Source organism: Kutzneria buriramensis (assembly GCF_003387475.1).
GTDB lineage: Bacteria > Actinomycetota > Actinomycetes > Mycobacteriales > Pseudonocardiaceae > Kutzneria > Kutzneria buriramensis.
Genome location: NZ_QUNO01000001.1, coordinates 151300 through 170021, shown reverse-complemented (window position 1 = coordinate 170021; position 18722 = coordinate 151300). Strand labels below are relative to the sequence as shown.

At 71.0% G+C, this 18722-nt stretch carries 16 protein-coding genes; 8 read left to right on the top strand and 8 right to left on the bottom strand.

Going from position 1 to position 18722, the window contains the following annotated elements; translation table 11 throughout:
* The first annotated feature begins 8 nt into the window (after window positions 1–8).
* Complete coding sequence (locus BCF44_RS00840) at window positions 9–2492, top strand: DNA gyrase/topoisomerase IV subunit A (protein ID WP_116172132.1); 2484 nt, start codon at window positions 9–11, stop codon at window positions 2490–2492.
* Between the two features lie 49 nt (window positions 2493–2541).
* On the opposite strand, the gene BCF44_RS00835 is transcribed toward BCF44_RS00840, so the two are convergent.
* Both BCF44_RS00835 and BCF44_RS00830 read right to left on the bottom strand, forming a co-directional pair.
* Entirely contained in the window at window positions 2542–3729 is a 1188-nt protein-coding gene (locus tag BCF44_RS00835) for an FAD-dependent oxidoreductase (RefSeq protein ID WP_116172131.1), read from the bottom strand.
* Window positions 3726–4322 carry a PadR family transcriptional regulator gene (locus tag BCF44_RS00830; protein ID WP_116172130.1) on the bottom strand — a complete coding sequence of 199 codons (597 nt, stop codon included), beginning with the start codon at window positions 4320–4322 and terminating at the stop codon, window positions 3726–3728. Before BCF44_RS00830 ends, BCF44_RS00835 begins: the two co-directional genes overlap by 4 nt.
* A 191-nt stretch (window positions 4323–4513) precedes the next feature.
* On the opposite strand from BCF44_RS00830, the gene lysA reads away from it, so the two are divergent.
* The 7 genes from lysA to phoU all read left to right on the top strand — a co-directional run bounded on the left by lysA (window position 4514) and on the right by phoU (window position 12689).
* Window positions 4514–5851, top strand: a complete 1338-nt coding sequence (lysA, locus tag BCF44_RS00825; protein ID WP_116172808.1) for a diaminopimelate decarboxylase — start codon at window positions 4514–4516, stop codon at window positions 5849–5851.
* 57 nt (window positions 5852–5908) lie between these two features.
* A complete protein-coding gene (locus tag BCF44_RS00820) occupies window positions 5909–6409 on the top strand; it encodes a macro domain-containing protein (protein ID WP_116172129.1) in 501 nt (166 codons plus the stop codon).
* A 40-nt stretch (window positions 6410–6449) separates the two neighbouring features.
* The gene (gene dusB / locus BCF44_RS00815) at window positions 6450–7583 is read left to right on the top strand and encodes a tRNA dihydrouridine synthase DusB (RefSeq protein WP_116172128.1); all 1134 of its coding nucleotides are present in this window, start codon (window positions 6450–6452) and stop codon (window positions 7581–7583) included.
* Window positions 7576–8022 (top strand): hypothetical protein, encoded by a 447-nt coding sequence (locus tag BCF44_RS00810; RefSeq protein WP_116172127.1) that lies wholly within the window; start codon window positions 7576–7578, stop codon window positions 8020–8022. Before dusB ends, BCF44_RS00810 begins: the two co-directional genes overlap by 8 nt.
* 154 nt (window positions 8023–8176) lie before the next feature.
* Window positions 8177–8992 (top strand): GGDEF domain-containing protein, encoded by an 816-nt coding sequence (locus BCF44_RS00805; RefSeq protein ID WP_211352836.1) that lies wholly within the window; start codon window positions 8177–8179, stop codon window positions 8990–8992.
* 220 nt (window positions 8993–9212) lie between these two features.
* Window positions 9213–11936: an LCP family protein gene (locus BCF44_RS00800; RefSeq protein WP_147328341.1), complete on the top strand. Its 2724-nt coding sequence runs from the start codon at window positions 9213–9215 to the stop codon at window positions 11934–11936.
* Between the two features lie 84 nt (window positions 11937–12020).
* On the top strand, window positions 12021–12689 hold the full coding sequence (phoU, locus tag BCF44_RS00795) for a phosphate signaling complex protein PhoU (RefSeq protein WP_116172124.1): 669 nt from the start codon (window positions 12021–12023) through the stop codon (window positions 12687–12689).
* 111 nt (window positions 12690–12800) lie between these two features.
* On the opposite strand, the gene pstB is transcribed toward phoU, so the two are convergent.
* The 6 genes from pstB to BCF44_RS00765 form a co-directional block, all read right to left on the bottom strand.
* Window positions 12801–13577: a phosphate ABC transporter ATP-binding protein PstB gene (pstB, locus tag BCF44_RS00790; protein WP_116172123.1), complete on the bottom strand. Its 777-nt coding sequence runs from the start codon at window positions 13575–13577 to the stop codon at window positions 12801–12803.
* A gap of 10 nt (window positions 13578–13587) precedes the next feature.
* The gene (gene pstA / locus BCF44_RS00785; protein ID WP_116172122.1) at window positions 13588–14499 is read right to left on the bottom strand and encodes a phosphate ABC transporter permease PstA; all 912 of its coding nucleotides are present in this window, start codon (window positions 14497–14499) and stop codon (window positions 13588–13590) included.
* Window positions 14496–15461, bottom strand: a complete 966-nt coding sequence (pstC, locus tag BCF44_RS00780; protein WP_116172121.1) for a phosphate ABC transporter permease subunit PstC — start codon at window positions 15459–15461, stop codon at window positions 14496–14498. Before pstC ends, pstA begins: the two co-directional genes overlap by 4 nt.
* A gap of 100 nt (window positions 15462–15561) precedes the next feature.
* Window positions 15562–16683 carry a phosphate ABC transporter substrate-binding protein PstS gene (gene pstS, locus BCF44_RS00775; protein ID WP_211352880.1) on the bottom strand — a complete coding sequence of 374 codons (1122 nt, stop codon included), beginning with the start codon at window positions 16681–16683 and terminating at the stop codon, window positions 15562–15564.
* Between the two features lie 224 nt (window positions 16684–16907).
* On the bottom strand, window positions 16908–17789 hold the full coding sequence (mshD, locus tag BCF44_RS00770; protein WP_116172119.1) for a mycothiol synthase: 882 nt from the start codon (window positions 17787–17789) through the stop codon (window positions 16908–16910).
* Window positions 17790–17807: 18 nt separating this feature from the next.
* Window positions 17808–18581, bottom strand: coding sequence for a winged helix-turn-helix transcriptional regulator (locus tag BCF44_RS00765; RefSeq protein WP_116172118.1), 774 nt, complete (start codon window positions 18579–18581; stop codon window positions 17808–17810).
* Between the last annotated feature and the right edge of the window lie 141 nt (window positions 18582–18722).

The following is an 18722-nucleotide window of genomic DNA, read 5'->3' as shown; positions in this document are numbered from 1 at the left end:
GGCAAGACATGGCACGCCGCAGCAAGGGCTCCGTGACCAAGGTGGACCCGTCGGCCTTCGACCGCGCGGGCGCCACCGTGCTGGACACCCCGGTGACGACGGAGATCGAGGACTCGTACCTGGAGTACGCGTACTCGGTCATCCACTCCCGGGCGCTGCCCGACGCCCGGGACGGCCTCAAGCCGGTGCACCGCCGAATCCTGTACTCGATGCACGAGCAGGGTTACCGGCCGACGCACGCGTACGTGAAGTCGTCCCGCGTCGTCGGGGATGTGATGGGCAAATTCCATCCACACGGCGATCTTGCTATTTACGACGCAATGGTTCGATTGGCGCAGGACTTTTCCATGAACGCGCCGCTGATCGACGGGCACGGTAATTTTGGTAGCCCAGACGATGGACCGGCCGCGTCGCGCTACACCGAGGCAAGAATGTCCAACGAGGCCATGCTGCTGGTCGGCGAGCTGGGCGAGGACACGGTCGACTTCCGGCCGAACTACGACGGGTCGCTGGAGGAGCCGTCGGTGCTGCCGGCGGCGTTCCCGAACCTGCTGGTGAACGGCACGTCCGGGATCGCGGTGGGCATGGCCACCAACATGATCCCGCACAACCTGGGCGAGGTCGTGGCGGCGGCGCGGTGGCTGATCAGCCACCCGGACGCCTCGCTGGACAAGCTGATGGAGTTCGTGCCGGGGCCGGACCTGCCGACCGGCGGCATGCTGCTGGGCCTGGACGAGGTGCGCAAGGCCTACGAGACGGGCCGCGGCGTGGTGCGGATGCGGGCGCGGGCGGAGACCGGGCCGCTGGAGGGCAGCCGGGGCCGGCAGGCGATCACGGTGACCGAGCTGCCGTACGGCGTCGGCCCGGAGAAGATCATCGAGAAGATCACCGACGAGGTGACGAAGTCCAAGCGACTCACCGGCATCGCCGACGTCAAGGACCTCACCGACCGGGAGAACGGCACCCGGCTGGTGATCGAGTGCAAGGTCGGCGTGAACCCGCAGGCGCTGCTGGCCGACCTGTACCGGCTGACCCCGCTGGAGCAGTCCTTCGGCATCAACAACCTGGTGCTGGTCGACGGCCAGCCGCAGACGCTGGGCCTCAAGGCCCTGCTGGAGGTGTTCCTCAAGCACCGCTACGAGGTCGTCACCCGCCGCACCCGCTACCGCAAGCGCAAGCGCGAGGAGCGGCTGCACCTGGTCGAGGGCCTGCTGCGGGCGCTGCTGGACATCGACAAGGTGATCCGGCTGATCCGCAACAGCGACAACGCGCAGGCCGCCCGCGACGGCCTGATGAAGCAGTTCAAGCTGTCGGAGATCCAGGCCGGCTACATCCTGGACACGCCGCTGCGCCGCCTCACCAAGTACGACAAGATCGAGCTGGAGTCGGAGCAGGCGAAGCTGACCGAGGAGATCGCCGAGCTGTCCAAGATCCTGGACGACCCGGCGGTGCTGCGGAAGGTCGTGTCGACCGAGCTGTCCAAGGTGACCAAGGACGTGTCCTGGGAGCGGCGGACCGCGCTGATCGACGGCGACCTGAAGGAGGTGCTGGCCGCGTCCAAGCCGGCCGGCCCGCTGGAGGTCGCCGACGACCCGTGCCAGGTGCTGCTGTCGGCGACCGGCCTGGTGGCGCGTACCGCCGCCGAGTCGGAGGAAGCGTCCGAGGCGCGGCGGCGCAACGGCCGCGCCCGCAACGACGCCGTCGCGGCGGTCGTGCACACCACGGCCCGTGGCCAGATCCTGTTGGTGACCAGCAAGGGCCGGGCGTTCAAGACGGATGTGCTGCCGCTGCCGGTGTTGCCGGAGCAGGTGGGCACGGTGTCGTTGAGCGGCGGCATGGCCGCCAGCGAGCTGGTGCCGTTGGACAAGGGCGAGCGGGTCGTGACCATCGCGCCGTTGACCGACACCGAATCGCCCGGCTTGGCGGTGGGAACCCGGCAGGGCGTGGTGAAGGTGTGCGCCCCCGAGTGGCCGGTGCGGTCGGATGAGTTCGAGGTGATCACCCTCAAGGACGGCGATGAGATCGTCGGCGCGACGTGGCTGACCGACGGCAGCGAGACCCTGGTGTTCGTGTCCTCCGACTCCTCGCTGCTGCGCTACGAGGCCGGTCTGGTGCGGCCGCAGGGCCTCAAGGGCGGCGGCATGGCCGGCATCAAGCTCGCCGCCGGCGCGCACACGCTGTTCTTCGCGGCGGTCCGGACCGATGACGAGGAGCACGGCGCGCCGATGGTGGTCACCGCCACCGGGAACACCGTGAAGGTGACGCCGTTCGAGGAGTACCCGGCCAAGGGGCGGGCCACCGGCGGCGTGCGGACGCACCGTTTCCTCAAGGGCGAGAACGCCCTGCGGCTGGCGTGGGTCGGTCCGCGGCCGGCCGGGTCGACGGACACCGGCTCGTCGGTGGAGCTGCCCGAGGTGGACCTGCGCCGCGACGGTTCCGGCCACGCCCACCCCGGCCCGGACGTGGTGGGACACCTGGTCGAACGGGGCTGAGTTCATCGGTGGGGGCGCGCCCGCGGCGCGCCCCCACCGGCCCTCCCCCCTAGTCCGCGGTGACCTTCGCGTCCCAGTCGATGCGGAAGCGGTGCAGCCAGCCGAACATCTTCTCCGGCTTCATGAACAGCTTCATCGCGATCGGCGCCAGCACGCTGGTCACGAGCTGGCTGACGCGGCCGTTCACCTTGTCCTGGTTGACCTTCTCGCCGTACTCGGCGACCTTCTCCACCCGCTCCCGGCGCAGCCGCTCGTACGCCTCGAAGGCCTGCCGCGCCGGCAGGTCGCGCAGGCAGCGGGCCAGCTCGATGGCGCTCTCGATGGACATCGACGCGCCCTGGCCGGTGCTGTTGGACGGCACGTGGGCGGCGTCGCCGACCAGCACCATGCGGTCGCTGTGCCAGCGCGGCGCGCTGGGCATGATGTGCATCCCGCCGACCACGACCATCTCGTCCGCCGTGGACCGGGCCAGCATGTCGTGCGCCGGGTAGTCGTCGCCGTAGAGCTCACGCATCCGGCGCAGCCACTCCTCGGCCCCGATGGCGCGGGCCTGCGCGCCGGTGATCGGCTCCGCGCTGGGCACGTTGGTGAACCAGCCGGTGTCGCCCTCGGCGGTGAGCGCGTAGCCGAGGAATCCTCCCTTGCCCTGGGCGAAGTAGAACTCGTCCCGGTCGAGGCCGAAGTCGTTGCCCGGCAGGTAGCCGGCGAAGCCGAGCAGGCCGGTATAGCGGGGGCCGGGCGCGTCCGGGTCGATCAGCGTGCGGACCGTCGAATGCACGCCGTCCGCGCCGATCAGCACGTCGCCCTCGGCGGTGCTGCCGTCGGCGAAGCGGACGGTGACGCCGTTCGCGGTCTCCTCGGCGGCCACCAGCCGCTTGCCGCGGTGGATCTTGATGCCTGCGGCGTCCGCGCGCTCGACCAGCAGCCGGTACAGGTCGGGCCGCAGCACGAGCTGGCTCGGGTTGTCCTCGTCCAGCTCGTCCATCGCGCCGAACCGCTTGCCGCGGCCATCGAGCATCACCATGCGCCGGTTGGGCCGGCCGATGGTGCGCAGGTCGGTGTCCAGGCCGAGCAGGCCCAGCGCGGCGACGCCGTTCGGCGCGATCATCAGCCAGCCGCCGACGTCGTCCGCGGGCTGCTCGTACGCCTCGTAGATCTCGGCCTCGATGCCGGCCTTGCGCAGTGCCAGCGCCGCGACCGGGCCGGTGATGCCGGCCCCGATGATCAGTGCCTTCATGGTGTTCTCCCCCTGACGAAGTCGTCCCACATCCGCTGGTATTCGGGATCCGCGAGCCGCTGCGCCAGGCCGGCGACGAAGGTGCGTTCCGCCTCTCGCACCGCGAGCCGGTACTCCTCCTCGATCAGGAACCACCAGTCCACGCCCTGCTCGGCGGCCTGGCGCATGGTGTCCCGGATCTCGTCGACCTGTGCGGTCAGCGCGGCGTGCCGCTGGCCGAGCAGTTCCACCGTCTCCGCCGGCGGCACCACGACCAGCAACGACAGCGCCACCCCGAAGCTCGGGTACTCCTGCGCCGGCGTCGACACCAGTTCGCGCATCCAGTCGTACAGCTCGGTCCGTCCCGCGTCGGTGAGCGCGTAGCTCGTGCGCTCGGGCCGCTGCGTGTCGCGGACCGTCTCGTGCTCGGCGATGAAACCGGCCTTGGCGAGCTGCTCCACCACCATGTAGAGCGAGCCCCGGTTGTACTTGATGTCCCGGTCCTTGCCCTGCTCCTTGAGCAGCCGCCCGATCTCGTACGGGTGGTTGGGCCCCATGAGCAGGTTCGCCAGCACGGCCAGCGCCAGCGGGTTGGACACCGCGCGTCGTTTCATCGTCTCTCCATTAGCCAGTTCCAACTATCCAGGCTCAACTAGTCAGTGTCAACTATGTGGTCCGGGCCACCCGGCCGTCAGCATCGCGACAACGTGCCCCCCGCATCCGTCATGACCGCGTCCGCACCCCCGCCCCACCTGCGTCTTCGGGAGTCTGCTGGATGCGTTCGGACGACGACTGGGAGGACACGATGACTCTCGCCGAGCTGATACCGACGCTGGGTGAGTCGCTGCGCGGGCAGCTGGAGCCCGGGATCTGGCCGCGGTCCGTGCGCCACGGCGTGGACGGGGACCTGCTGCTCGGCGGGGTGCCGCTCACCCAGCTCGCCGCCCGCTTCGGCACCCCGTGCCACGTCCTGGACGAGATGACCGTGCGGCTGCACTGCCGCGAGTACGCCTCGGCGCTGCCGGGCATCGAGATCGCCTACGCCGGCAAGTCGATGACCGGCCGCGGTGTGCTCCGGTGGATCGCCGAGGAGGGGCTGTCGCTGGACGTCTGCTCCGCCGGCGAGCTCGCCGTGGCCCGGTCGATCGCCTTCCCCGCGTCGCGGATCCTGTTCCACGGCAACGTGAAGACGCCCGAGGACCTCAAGGCCGCCATCGGCTACGGCGTGGACCGCGTCGTCGTCGACTCCCTCGACGAGATCGAACAGCTCGGGGCGCTGGCCCGCTATCCGCAGAACGTGCTCGTCCGGGTCACGCCCGGCGTCGACGGGCACACCCACAAGGCCGTCGCCACCGGCGTCGAGGACCAGAAGTTCGGTTTCCCGCTGGCTTCCGGCGCCGCCATGGAGGCCGTCGGCCGCGTGCTGGCGCAGCCCAGCCTCCGGCTCGTCGGGCTGCACTGCCACATCGGTTCGCAGGTCTCGCGCGTCGCCTCGTTCGAGGAGGCCGCCCGGCGCATGGTCGCCTTCATGGCGCTCGTCCAGGTACAGCACGGGATTACCTTGCCCCAGCTCGATCTCGGCGGCGGGCATGCCGTTCCGTACCGCTGCGGCGACCCCTCGTTCGACCTTCGGGGCTACGCCGACCGCGTGCTCCGTGCCGTCAATTACGAGTGCTCCTCATACCGTCTTCCCGTGCCCCGCCTCACGATCGAACCCGGCCGGGCCATCGTCGGGTCCGCCGGCATCACCCTCTACCGCGTCGTCACGGTGAAACATGGCTCCAAGCGCACCTTCGTCGCCGTCGACGGCGGCATGAGCGACAACCCCCGGCCCTCCCTCTACGGCGCCCGCTACACCGTGCGCCCCGTCGGCCGCCGGTTCTCGCACACCTCCACCGCCGTCACCGTTGTCGGCCGCCACTGCGAGGCCGGGGACATTCTCGCCGAGGACGTTCCCCTGCCCGCCGACATCCGCGCCGGCGACCTGCTCGCCGTGCCGTGCACCGGCGCGTACCACCATTCCCTGGCCTCCAACTACAACATGGTCGGCCGGCCGCCCGTCGTCTCCGTCCTCGACGGCGCCGCCCGCCTGCTCATCCGCCGCGAGACCGAGGACGACCTGCTCGCCCGCGACCTCGGCTGAGTTCGCCTTGAGGGGAACGACCGGTGGCGGCCCCGCCGTCGCTGTCACCCTGTCGTCATGGCCGTGATCGAGGTTGTGCTTGGTGACATCACGAAGGAACGTGTCGACGCCATCGTCACCGCCGCCAACGAGTCGCTGCTCGGCGGCGGTGGCGTCGACGGCGCCATCCATCGTGCCGCCGGTCCTCGCCTGGCCGACGCCGGCTCCGCCATCGCCCCGTGCGATCCCGGCGACGCCAAGGCCACCCCCGCCTTCGACCTCGCCGCGGTCACGTTCGTCATCCACACCGTCGGCCCCGTCTGGGACGGCGGCGCCTACGGCGAGGCCGACCTCCTCGCCTCCTGCTACTGCCGCTGCCTCGAAGTCGCCGACTCCCTCGACGTACGCAGCATCGCCTTCCCCGCCATCGCCACCGGCCTCTACGGCTACCCCGTCGGTCCGGCGGCCCGTATCGCCCGTACTACCCTCGCCGCCACCCCGACCAAGGTCGACCTCATCCGCCTGGTCGCCTTCGACGAGGAGACCTACGACGCACTCTCCGGCCGAGCGCGGCGGTGATCAGCTTGGTGCAGCCGTAGCCGCTGGCTAGCCTGGTCGGGTGGCTTCTGCGACTCCCGCACTCCGGATCGGACCCCACACGGTCGACCCGCCGGTGGTGCTCGCCCCGATGGCGGGCATCACCAACACCGCGTTCCGCCAGCTGTGCCGCCGCTATGGGGCGGGCCTGTACGTCTGCGAGATGATCACCACCCGGGCGCTGGTGGAGCGGGACGCCAGCACCATGCACATGATCACCTTCCACCCGGACGAGCAGCCCCGCTCGCTCCAGCTGTACGGCGTGGACCCGGTCACCATGGGCAAGGCCGTGCAGATGATCGTGGACGAGGACCTCGCCGACCACATCGACATGAACTTCGGCTGCCCGGTGCCGAAGGTGACGCGCAAGGGTGGTGGCGCGGCGCTGCCGTACAAGCGGCGGCTGTTCGGGGACATCGTGGCGGCGGCGGTGCGGGCGGCGGAGCCGGCGGGGATCCCGGTGACGGTGAAGTTCCGCATCGGCATCGACGACGAGAACCTGACCTACCTGGACGCGGGCCGGATCGCGGAGGCGGAGGGGGCGCAAGCGGTTGCGCTGCACGCCCGGACGGCCTCGCAGCGGTACTCGGGTCAGGCGGACTGGTCGGCGATCGCCCGCCTCAAGGAAGCCGTGACGACGATCCCGGTGCTGGGCAACGGCGACATCTTCAAGGCCCAGGACGCGCTGGACATGGTGGCGAAGACGGGCTGCGACGGCGTGGTGGTGGGCCGGGGCTGCCTGGGCCGCCCGTGGCTGTTCGGCGAGCTGCAGGCGGCGTTCCGCGGCGAACCGCTGCCGCCGGGACCGAACCTGGGCGAGGTGGCGACGGTCCTGCGCCGGCACGCGGAGCTGCTGACGGAGCACTACGACGAGCACAAGGGCCTGCGCGACCTGCGCAAGCACATGGCCTGGTACCTGCACGGCTTCCCGGTGGGCTCGACGCTGCGCCGCAGCTTCGCGATGGTCTCCAGCCTCCAGGAGCTGGACGACCTGATCGGCGAGCTGGACCACGACGTGCCGTTCCCGGCCGACGCCGAGGGCCCCCGAGGCCGCCAGGGCTCGGCGGCGAAGGTGGTGCTGCCCGACGGCTGGCTCGACGACCCGGAGGACGCGAGCGTGCCGGCCGGCGCCGAGATGATGCACTCCGGTGGCTGACGGCCGGGTGATCGCGCTGGCGGCCCTGGCGCTGGCCGCCTCTGCTCTGGCCGGCTGCACGGTGGCGGGCACGCCGCAGCCCTCGCCGGATCCGGGCCTGGTGTCGAGGTACTTCACCGACCTGGACGCGGCGGCGGCCCAGGGCGTGCGGTCGGAGCAGCAGTTCCTGACGTCGACGCAGGTGCCGGCGTTCGCGGACCGGGTGTGCGACCTCAACGGCGTGACGATCACGGCCACGCCGACGCTGGCCACGCTGCGCCCGGACCCCGGATGGACGGTGCCGGGCTCGGACAAGCGGCCCAGCGGCAGCGTCTACGTGGTGGCGGTGAGCCTCACCATCCGTCAGGGGAATTCGGTGGTGGGCACGCAGATCGGCTCGCAGCGGGTGGTGGTCGACGGCGGGCGGGCATACGGCTTCGCCCCCTGCCCGGCCCAGTGACGGTACTCACATACGCCCATCCGTGTTACGCACGGTCAGCGTTTCGGGCCACGGCTCGGTCAGCCAGTCGAGGGAAAAGCGCCCCGGCCCGGGTGCCGTGACTCAAGCCGCGCCGCCGCGCGGACGACACCACCTTCGTGAGGAGGTGAGCGCGGTGACAGCGTCATCACAGCCCGATGTCTCCCGACCGGACGGCGAACAGGCCGACGGCGGACTGGTGAACCTGCACGAGAAACTCGCGGGACTGCTCGCCTCCCGCGGCCAGTGGCGCGAGGCCTACGACCATCTGCGGTCCGCGCTCGACCTGATCTACCAGGACGGCGACGGCCACGTGCCGGCCGTGCCCGAGCAGCTGCGCCGCGAGGTGGACCGGCTGCGCCGCGAGCACGCCGAGGCGCACGAGCAGAGCATCCGGGACAGCCTCACCGCGAGCTACAACCGCCGCTACCTGGACCAACGCCTGATGGCGATGCTGGCCGAGCAGACCGGCACGCTGGCGGTCGCGCTGGTCGACCTGGACTGGTTCAAGCAGGTCAACGACCGCTACGGGCACCTGGTCGGGGACCGGGTCCTCCAACAAGTCGTCGAACTTCTCCAGGTGGAGCTGCCGGAGCCGGCGTTCTGCGCCCGCTACGGCGGCGAGGAGTTCGTGCTGGTGCTGCCCGACACCGACCAGGCCTCGGCGATCGCGATCGCCGAGGCGGCCCGGGACCGGGTCGAGCGGCACGACTGGTCGGCGATGGCCCCCGGCCTGCGGGTCACGGTCAGCGCCGGCGTCGCCCACGAGGTGGGCGGCAGCTGCGAGAACGGGGCCGAGCACCAGCTGCTGCAGGCCGACAGCCTGCTGTACTCGGCCAAGCAGTCGGGCCGCAACGCGGTGGCCTACCGTGAGGACGGCCGGGTGCGGCTGGCCGGTCCGGCCGCGGCGCGGCGGTCGATCGCGGACGTGCGGGTCGCGGAGCACTACTGACAGCAACCCGGACCGGTTCAAGTCCCCGTTCGGCCTAACGTCCTGGGCGGTTTCGAGTACGAACCGTGTCAGAATTCCGCCTGCCTGTCGCTAGAACTAGCGGTCGTCCGTACTATCGCGTGCGCTGGGTGACGCGCCGCGATGTGCAACCACTGTGGCCGCACTGACGTCAACTCGTGATGAACAGCCCGTATGGGCCGTGAGCCTGAAGGGAGCCTGGGTGCCCGACGATCCCCGCTTCGGCGGCACCGGTCCCGATGGTGCCGCGGACTCGTACGAGGCGCCCGACCAGGAACCCACGGGCCGCCGCGGCCGCAGGCGCAGGTCCATGGAGGCCTCCGGCGGTCTCAGCGTCTCCGACCTGGTGCAGCGCCACACGGGTTCGCGGCCGAACCTGCCGCGACCGACCCCGCCCGCGATCGAGCCGCCGCCGTCCGCGCCGCCGCGCCGGCGCGCCGCGCAGCCCGATACGCCCAGTTCACAGCCGCCACGCGCGACCCGCTCCGACCCCGGAACGGGCCAGCGGCCGGCGCCGCCGAGCGACCAGCCGACCGGCCGCCGCGCCCTGCGCGACCCGGGCCCCGGCGCCGGCGCCCGTCCCGGGGAGTCCACCGGCCGCCGCGCCGCGGTGACGCCGAACGAGCCCCGCGGGCGCCGTGCCGCCGTGGAGCCCGAGGACGACGACGAGACCACCACCCTCCGTCCGGGCGACGCCGCCCGCCGCCGTGCCGCCGGTTTGGCGCCTGAGGAGCCCGCTGGCCGTCGCACGCCCCCGGGCGAGGCGACGGGCCGCCGCGCGGCCGTCACGCCGCCCGGCGAGGCCACCGGACGCCGCGCCATGGTGTCGCCGCCGCCGGGGGAAGCCACGGGCCGCCGTGCCGCCATCACGCCCCCCGGCGAGGCCACCGGCCGTCGCGCCGCCGTGCCGCCGCCCGGCGAGGCCACCGGACGGCGTGCGATGCCGCCGGCCGGTCCGCGCCCCGGCGAGTCGAGCTTGTCCAACATGCGACAGCCGATGCCGCCCAACGGCCGTCCGCCCGTGCCGCCGCCCGGCGACGCCACTGGTCGACGCCCGGTCGTGCCGCCCAACGGGGCCCCGCAGCCCGGCGCCCCGCGACCGGGCGAGTCGAGCCTGTCCAACATGCGCCGGCCGATGCCGCCGCGACCGGGCGAGGCCACTGGCCCCCGGCCGGTCCAGGACCGGCCAGGCGAGAGCAGCGGCCCGCGGCCGGTGCTGCCGCCCAACGGCCGGCCGCCGCAGCGGCCGTCGGTGTCCCCGGACAGCCTGCGCACCCGCCTGGAGCCCCCGGCGGACCTGGAGCAGACCACCATCGCCCCGCCCGAGGAGCCCCTCGTCGAGGAGGCCCCGGTCGACGTCGACGCGCCGCCGAAGCCGGAGCGCCGCGAGGACATCGAGCTGGCCGCGATGACCACCGAGATGGAGCCGATCGGCGAGGAGGTGCAGCGCCGGCGCAAGGTGGACCAGACGCTGGCGCGCTTCTCCGCCGTGCACGACGAGATGGCGGCCGAGGAGAGCAAGCGCCGCAACCGGCAGAAGAAGTACATGCCGTGGATCGACACCGACGACGACGTGCCGGCGGAGCCGCCGGCCTCGGCCGCCGAGCCGATCGAGGACGACCCCGAGTTCGACATGGACGCGGCCGAGATCGAGCGGGCCCGCGACAAGCGCCGGATGATCGGCCTGGCGATCAAGGTGCTGGCCATCGCCGCCGCCGCGATCGTGCTGATCGTCTGCGGCATCGCGTGGGGCTCGGTCAAGCAGTGGACCGGCTCGGACATCAAGCAGGTCGACGCGCTGGACACCAACTCGTCGGCCATCCAGGCCGCCGACAAGCAGCACGGCGACGACAACTTCCTGCTCGCCGGCTCGGGCATGGTGCTCGTCGCGCACGTGCCGGCCGACCGCAAGCGCGTCGTGTTCGTGTCGTTCCCGAACGGCCTCCAGCTCAGCCAGCCGCCGTGCGGCCCGGCGCAGCTGTCCAACGCGCTGGCCGCGGGCGGCCCGCAGTGCGTCACGCAGGACGTGCAGAAGGTCTCCGGGCTGCTGATCAACCACTTCATGACGATGAGCGGGGACGGCCTCAAGGGCATCGTCGACGCCATCGGCGGCGTCGAGCTGTGCGTGAAGAAACCGTTGCAGGACGGGCAGTTGGGCACGCTGCTGTCGGGCACCGGGCCGCAGCCGGTCGACGGCGACACCGCCGTGAAGATCGTGAAGGCCCGCAAGGTCGACGGCGACCCGTCGCCCGACCTCGGCCAGATCCAGCGCCAGCAGCGGCTGATGGGCGCGATCCTGCGGGCCGCGGTGCAGGGCCAGATCCTGCTCGACCCGAACAAGCTCAACGGCCTGCTGTCGGCGGTGTCCAAGAACGCGACCGGCGACAACGTCGGCGTGGACCAGCTGGCCTCGCTGGCGCAGTCGGTGCAGGGCGTCGGGCCGGACCAGGTGGTGTTCACCAGCGTGCCGACCGGCGGCACCCCCGAGGCGACGAAGTCCTTGTTCAGCGCGGTGATCAACGGGACGCCACTGCCGTCGGAGGGCGCCACCGCGAGCGGCCCGCTGGTCGACCCGAAGTCGATGAAGATCCAGGTGCAGAACGGCAGCGGCCAGGGCGACCTGCCCACCAACACGTCGAACGCGTTGGGGCGCCTCGGTTTCCAGGTCGTGTCGGTGGACAAGGCGGCCGCCGCGATCGACCACACCACCGTCCGCTACGCGCCGGGCCGGGAGGCGCAGGCGCGCACGCTGTCCGCCGCCGTGCCGGGCTCCAAGCTGGTCGAGGACCCGTCGCTGGCCGGCGCGGTGCAGCTGGTGACCGGGCCCGACTTCGACGGCAACGTGGTCACGCCGCAGGCGCAGCCGAACACGCAGCAGCCGTCGGATGTGTCCACCATCAGCGGCGCGGACGCTTCCTGCCAGTGACGATGCCCTTTCGTCGCCCGTGGTTCACGTCGGGTTCACTCGGCGATGCCATCGGCGCGATCCCCACGACGTAGGGTGTGAGCCATGCGTGAGGCTTACCACGACCAGCTCGGCGAGCTCGCTGACCAGCTGGCGAGCATGTGCGGCATGGTCGGTGACGCCATGGAGCAGGCCACCAAGGCGTTGCTGGACGCCGATCTCGGCATCGCCGAGCGAGTCATCGGCAACGACGCGAAGATCGACGACGCGCGGGCCAAGTGCGAGGAGGACGCCTACTCGCTGCTGGCGCTGCAGGCCCCCGTCGCGACGGACCTGCGCACGGTGCTGTCCGTCATCCACGCGGCGGAAAGCCTGGAGCGGATGGGTGATCTCGCACTGCACGTGGCCAAGGCCGCGCGCCGCCGGCACCCGGCCGCTGTGCTGCCCGAGGACGTGCGCGGCTACTTCGCCGAGATGGGCCGGATCGCCGTCGACCTGGCCCGCAAGGCGCAGGAGGTGATCCGCACGCAGGACGTGGAGCTGGCCCGTCGCCTCGACGAGGAGGACGACGCCATGGACGACCTGCACCGGCACCTGTTCTCGGTGATCATGGACAAGGACTGGGGGCACGGCGTGCCCTCGGCCGTGGACATCACCCTGCTCGGCCGCTTCTACGAGCGCTTCGGCGACCATGCCGTCTCCGTGGCCAAGCGGACCGTCTTCGTCGTCACCGGCCGGATGCCCGGCTACGCCAGCGGCACCGACGACCTTTAGCAGCAACAAAAGCAATGGGCTCGCCGAGATTCCGGCGAGCCCATTGTCCTTTTCGGACGGTGCGACGCGCGGCCGACCCCTGCCGCCGGCCGCCGCCGCACCGGGTCTCGATCAGCCGAAGCGGCCCGAGATGTAGTCCTCGGTGGCCTGCTGACCGGGGTTGGAGAAGATCTTCTCGGTGTCGTCGATCTCGACCAGCCGGCCGGGCTGGCCGACCCCGTGCAGGTTGAAGAACGCCGTCTGGTCGCTCACCCGGGCGGCCTGCTGCATGTTGTGGGTGACGATGACGATCGTGTAGTCCTTCTTCAGCTCGCCGATGAGGTCCTCGATGGCCAGCGTGGAGATCGGGTCCAGCGCGGAGCACGGCTCGTCCATCAGCAGCACGTCGGGCTGCACGGCGATGGCCCGCGCGATGCACAGACGCTGCTGCTGACCGCCGGAGAGGCTGCCGCCGGGCTTGTCCAGCCGGTCGGAGACCTCGGCCCACAGGTTCGCGCCGCGCAGCGACCGCTCGGCGATCTCGTCGAGCTGCTTCTTGTTGCGCATGCCGCCCAGCCGCAGGCCCGCCACCACGTTGTCCCGGATGGACATGGTGGGGAACGGGTTGGGGCGCTGGAAGACCATGCCGATGGTGCGGCGCACCTCGACCGGGTCCACGGCGGAGGCGTAGATGTCCTCGCCGTCCAGCAGCACCTTGCCCTCGACCCGCGCGCCGGGGGTGACCTCGTGCATCCGGTTCAGCGACCGCAGCACGGTGGACTTGCCGCAACCCGAGGGCCCGATGAACGCGGTCACGCTGCGCGGCGGCACGGCGAGGGTGACCCGGTCCACGGCGTGGAACTTGCCGTAGAAGATGTTCAGGTCCTTGACGTCGATCCGCTTGGCCATTGTCTTCAGCTCACTTCGTCTTGATGGCCGAGAACCGCGACACGAGGGCGGCCACGAGGTTGAACAGCATGATCAGGATGATCAGGGTGAGCGCCGCGCCCCACACCCGCAGCTGGCCCGCGGGGTTGGGGTTGTTCAGCTCGCTGTAGATCAGCAGCGGCAGCGAGGTCATGTTGCCGTCGAAGATGTTGAAGTTGATCGACTTCGAGTAGCCGACCAGCACCAGCACCGGCGCCGTCTCACCCATCACCCTGGCCATCGCCAGCATCACGCCGGTGACCACACCGGACAGCGCCGTCGGCAGCACGATCCGCACGATGGTCTTCCACTTGGGCACGCCCAGCGCGTACGAGGCCTCGCGCAGCTCCTGCGGCACCAGCCGCAGCATCTCCTCGGTGGACCGCACGACCACCGGCAGCATCAGCAGCACCAGCGCCATGGACACGGCGAAGGCGCTCTGGCCCAAGCCGAACGTGCTCAGGAACAGCGCGTAGATGAACAGCGCGGCCACGATCGACGGCACGCCGGACAGGATGTCGACCATGAACGTGGTGACCCGGGCCAGCCGGCCGCGGCCGTACTCCACGAGGTAGATCGCGGCCAGCACGCCGACCGGCACCGCGATCACCGCGCACACGATCGTCTGCAGCAGCGTGCCGATGATCGCGTGGTACGCGCCGCCGGCGAACTCCTTGGGCAGCACACCCTTGAGCGAGTGGGTCCACCAGTCGCTGGACAGCAGGGCCTGGTAGCCCCGCGCGATCACGCTGATCAGCAGCCACACCAGCGGCACCAGCGCGATCAGGAACGCCAGCACAACCAGCACGGTCGCCACCATGTTCTTGATCTTGCGCGAGCCGCTCACGGCCTGGAACGCCGGCGGGGTGGCCGGCCGGTCCAGAGTGGACGCAGTGGTGGTCATTTCGCCGCCTTCCCGCCCGCGATGGACCGGGCCACCGCGTTGACCACGAAGGTCAGGACGAACAGCACGAGGCCGGCCGAGATGTAGGCCCCGGTCGGCAGCGGCTGGCTGAACTCGGACGCGGCCGAGGCGATCTTGGACGCGAACGTGTAGCCGCCGTCGAAGAGGCTGAAGTTGGCCGGCTTGGGCGAGGAGTGCAGGATCAGCAGCACCGCGACCGTCTCGCCGAGCGCGCGGCCCAGGCCCAGCATCGACGCCGCGATGTAGCCGCTGCGACCGAAGGGCAGCACCGTGGTCCGGATGACCTCCCACTTGGTGGCGCCGAGCGCCAGCGCGCCCTCGATCTGCATCACCGGGGTCTGGCGGAAGACCTCGCGGGTGACCGAGGTGATGATCGGCAGCAGCATCGCCGCGAGCACCACACCCACGGTGAAGATCGTGCCGGCGCCCGAGATCGGGATGTTGCCGGTGGCGAACAGCGGGAACCAGCCGAACGTGGAGTTCAGCCAGATCTCGAACGGCTCCAGGGCCGGGCCCAGCACGAGGATGCCCCACAGGCCGTAGACGATCGACGGAACCGCGGCCAGCAGGTCGACCATGTACGCGAAGGGCCGGCTGAGCCGGGGCGGCGCGTACTGGGTGAGGAACAGCGCGATGCCCAGCGAGACCGGCATGGCGATGACCAGCGCGACCAGCGAGGTCAGCACCGTCACGATGAGCAGGTCTCGGATGCCGAACATCAGGTTGTTCGGGTCGGTGGTGACGAAGTTGGCGCTGATCAGGAAGTTGTCCTTGTCAGCGGCCAGCGAGGGCACGGCCTTGATCAGCAGGAAGAGCCCGATCAGCGCGATCGCGATCACGATCGCGAGGCCGGCGCCGGTGGTCAGCGTGCGGAAGATCGTGTCGCCGGGGCGGCGCACGGCCGCCGTCCGGACACCTGGTTGACCGCTGTCGGAGGTCATGGCACCAATCATGCGGCTACCGCCCCGATCGTCCACAGTCTCCTGCGAACGATCGGGGCGGACGCGCGTCGGTCGGGTGTCGCTCATCGGGTTACGACAGTCAGCTGATGGCGTCGATCGCGGTGGTCAGCTTGGCCTTGATCGAGTCCGGCAGCGGGGCGTAGCCGTTGGTGGCGAGCTGCGCCTGGCCCTGGTTGATCGCGGTGGTCAGGAACGCCTTGACGGCCTTGCCGGTGGCGGCGTCCGCGTACTTGGAGCAGACGATCTCGTACGTGGCCAGCAGCAGCGGGTAGGCGCCCGTCGCGGTGGTCTTGTGGATCGAGCTCAGGTCCAGCGACAGGTCGTTTCCGCTCGGGTTCTTGAACGCGGCGCTGGAGATGGCCTTGCCGACGCTGTCCGCGCTGACCTTGACCGGGGTGCCGCCCTTGCTGGTGACGATCGAGGCGATGTTGAGCTTCGAGCTCTGCGCGAAGGACCACTCGACGTAGGCGATGCCGCCGTCGGTCTGGCCGAGCGAGGTGGCCACGGCCGGGTTGCCGGACGCGCCGGAGCCCACGCCGCCGTTGAAGGTCTTGCCGGCGCCCTTGGTCCAGCCGCCCGCGCTGGTCAGGTACTGCTGGAAGTTGTCGGTGGTGCCGGACTGGTCGGACCGGTACACGACGTTGATGGCGGTGCTCGGCAGCGTGGCGCTCGGGTTCAGCGCCTTGATCGCCGGGTCGTTCCAGGTCTTGATCTCACCGTCGAAGATCTTGGCCGCGGTGCTGGCGTCCAGGGCCAGGTCGGAGACGCCCTTGAGGTTGTAGACGATGGTGATCGGGCCGAACACGACCGGCAGGTCCCAGGCCGGGCTGCCGCACGCGGCGGCGGCCTTGTCCGGCTCGCCCTTCGTCGGGTTCAGCGCCGAGTCGGAGCCGGCGAAGTCGGTCACCTTGCCGGTGAAGTCGGTGACGCCCGCGCCCGAGCCGTTGGCGGTGTAGTTGACGTCCGCGCCGTCACAGGCGGTGTTGTAGGCCGCGACGAACAGGTCCATCGCGTTCTTCTGCGCGGTGGAGCCGCTGGCCTTCAGCGTCTTCTTGCCGGAGCAGTCGACCTTGGGGGCCGCCGACGTGGAAGTGGTGTTCGAGGTGCCACCCGTCGCGCCGCTGTTGTTGTCGCTGCCACAGGCGGTGAGCAGGAGGGCGCCTGCCGCCATGATGCCCAGCGCGACGCCGTGCCGCTTCATGTTCACCTGGATCCTCCGTTTGGAGACTCGACTTCGAGCGCGACGGGTCCCGCCGCTCGTCTGCCGACCGTAGGCAGCCAGGGTGGACGTCAGACCGTAACTAGGTGAACGAAAGGTGAACAGGACACACGAAGTGACGACAACTACTCCGTAGGGGTGGTATCGCGACCCCAACGTGACCCGGTTGATTGACGTTCGTGACGCAGCGCAGCGTAACGGCGCAATCAATGTCCGTATTGGACGTCAGCGTCCCACACAGTGAAGCCGAGCTTGCTGTAGACCGCCACCGCCGGGGCGTTGTCGGACTCGACATAGAGCATCACGCTGCGTAGCCCCGCCGCGCGCAAGTGCTCCATCCCGATAACGGTGAGCGCCTTGCCCAGGCCACCGCCCTGGGCGTCCGGGTCGACGCCGACCACATAGACCTCGCCGATCGCCTCCGGCGGGCCCGGATGGATTTTCGTCCAGTGGAATCCGAGCAGCCGGTCGGCGGCGTCCACGGCGAGGAAGAAACCGGCCGGGTCGAACCAGCTCTCCCGCTCCGTGGCGAGCAGCTCCTCGACCGTCAGCGCGCCCTGCTCGGGATGCCAGGAGAAGGCGCGGTGGTTGACGGCGATGACCGCCGCCTCGTCCTGTCCGGGAACGAACGTCCGGATCCGCACGCCCTCGCGCAGCTGCGGCTGCGGCACGTCGCCGGCCATCCACCGCATCCGGCGCATCTCGCGCACCTTGGTCAGGCCCAGCCGGGCCGCGATGGCGGCCGCCGCCGGGTGGTTCCCGTGCGACCACAGCCGCGGCTCGCGGTCGCCGGCCAGCCGCAGCAGCTCCTGCACGAGCTGCGTGCCGACGCCGCGGTTGCGGGCGGCCGGGTGCACCAGGGCCTCGCCGACCGGGTGGCCGTTCGAGTCGCCGTCGGTGTCGAGATGGGCGTAGCCCACCAGCCGCCCGTTGTCCTCGGCGAGCACGTGCGTGCCGGGCCGGGCGACGAACGACGGCAGCTCACCCGCGCCGGTGCGCTCGTCGGCGAGGCGAGCCGCCTCGAAGACGCCGGCGACCTCGTCCACCTCGACCGCGGTCAGCCGGTCCCGCCCAGTCAGCTCTGCCACGTAGAGCGACGCTAGCGGTCAGCGGAACTGCTTGGCCAGCGCACGAAAGGCGTCGGAGTCCGAATCGGAGGCCTCGTGCGCCTCGTTGCCGACGTTGCCGCTGCTGGTGCGGGCGCCCGGCCGGGACGGCCGGACGAACTTGTAGCCCACGTTGCGCACGGTGCCGATCATCGCCTCGTGCTCGGGGCCGAGCTTGGCCCGCAGCCGCCGCACGTGCACGTCCACGGTGCGGGTGCCGCCGAAGAAGTCGTAGCCCCAGACCTCCTGGAGCAGCTGGGCCCGGGTGAACACCCGGCCGGCGTGCTGGGCGAGGTACTTGAGCAGCTCGAACTCCTTGTACGTGAGCTCGAGCGGCCGGCCCCGGAGCCGGGCCGTGTAGGTCGCGTCGTCGATGACCAGCTCGCCGAGCTGGATCGCGCCGGAGTTGCCGCCCTGGTCGGGGGCGCGCCGCGAGCCGAGCAGCCGCAGCCGGGCGTCCACCTCGGCCGGGCCGGCGGTGGGCAGCAGGATCTCGTCCACGCCCCACTCGGCCGTGACGGCGACCAGGCCGCCCTCCGTGACGATGGCCACAACCGGCACCTCGACGCCGCTGCTGGACAGCAGCCGGCACAGCGAGCGGGCGCCGGCCAGGTCTCCCCGGGCGTCGACCAGCACGGCGTCGTGCGGGCCGGCCTCGAGCAGCGCGGACACCTCGGGGGCCAGCGGCCGCACCACGTGCGGGAGCAGCGCGAGTGCGGGCAGCACCGACGACGGGTCGGGATCCCCCGTCAACAGCAGCAGATCGACACCCATGGGCAAGCCGCCTCCTCTCCTGCGCCGCGGCCTGGCCACCGGCGGGCGGGAACAGCGGCGTACGGTGGCCAGGCCCCGTTGCCTGCGGATGTCCGGGAGAATACCCGGGGTGACCAGTCCCCCGGCTGGTCGAAACACGGG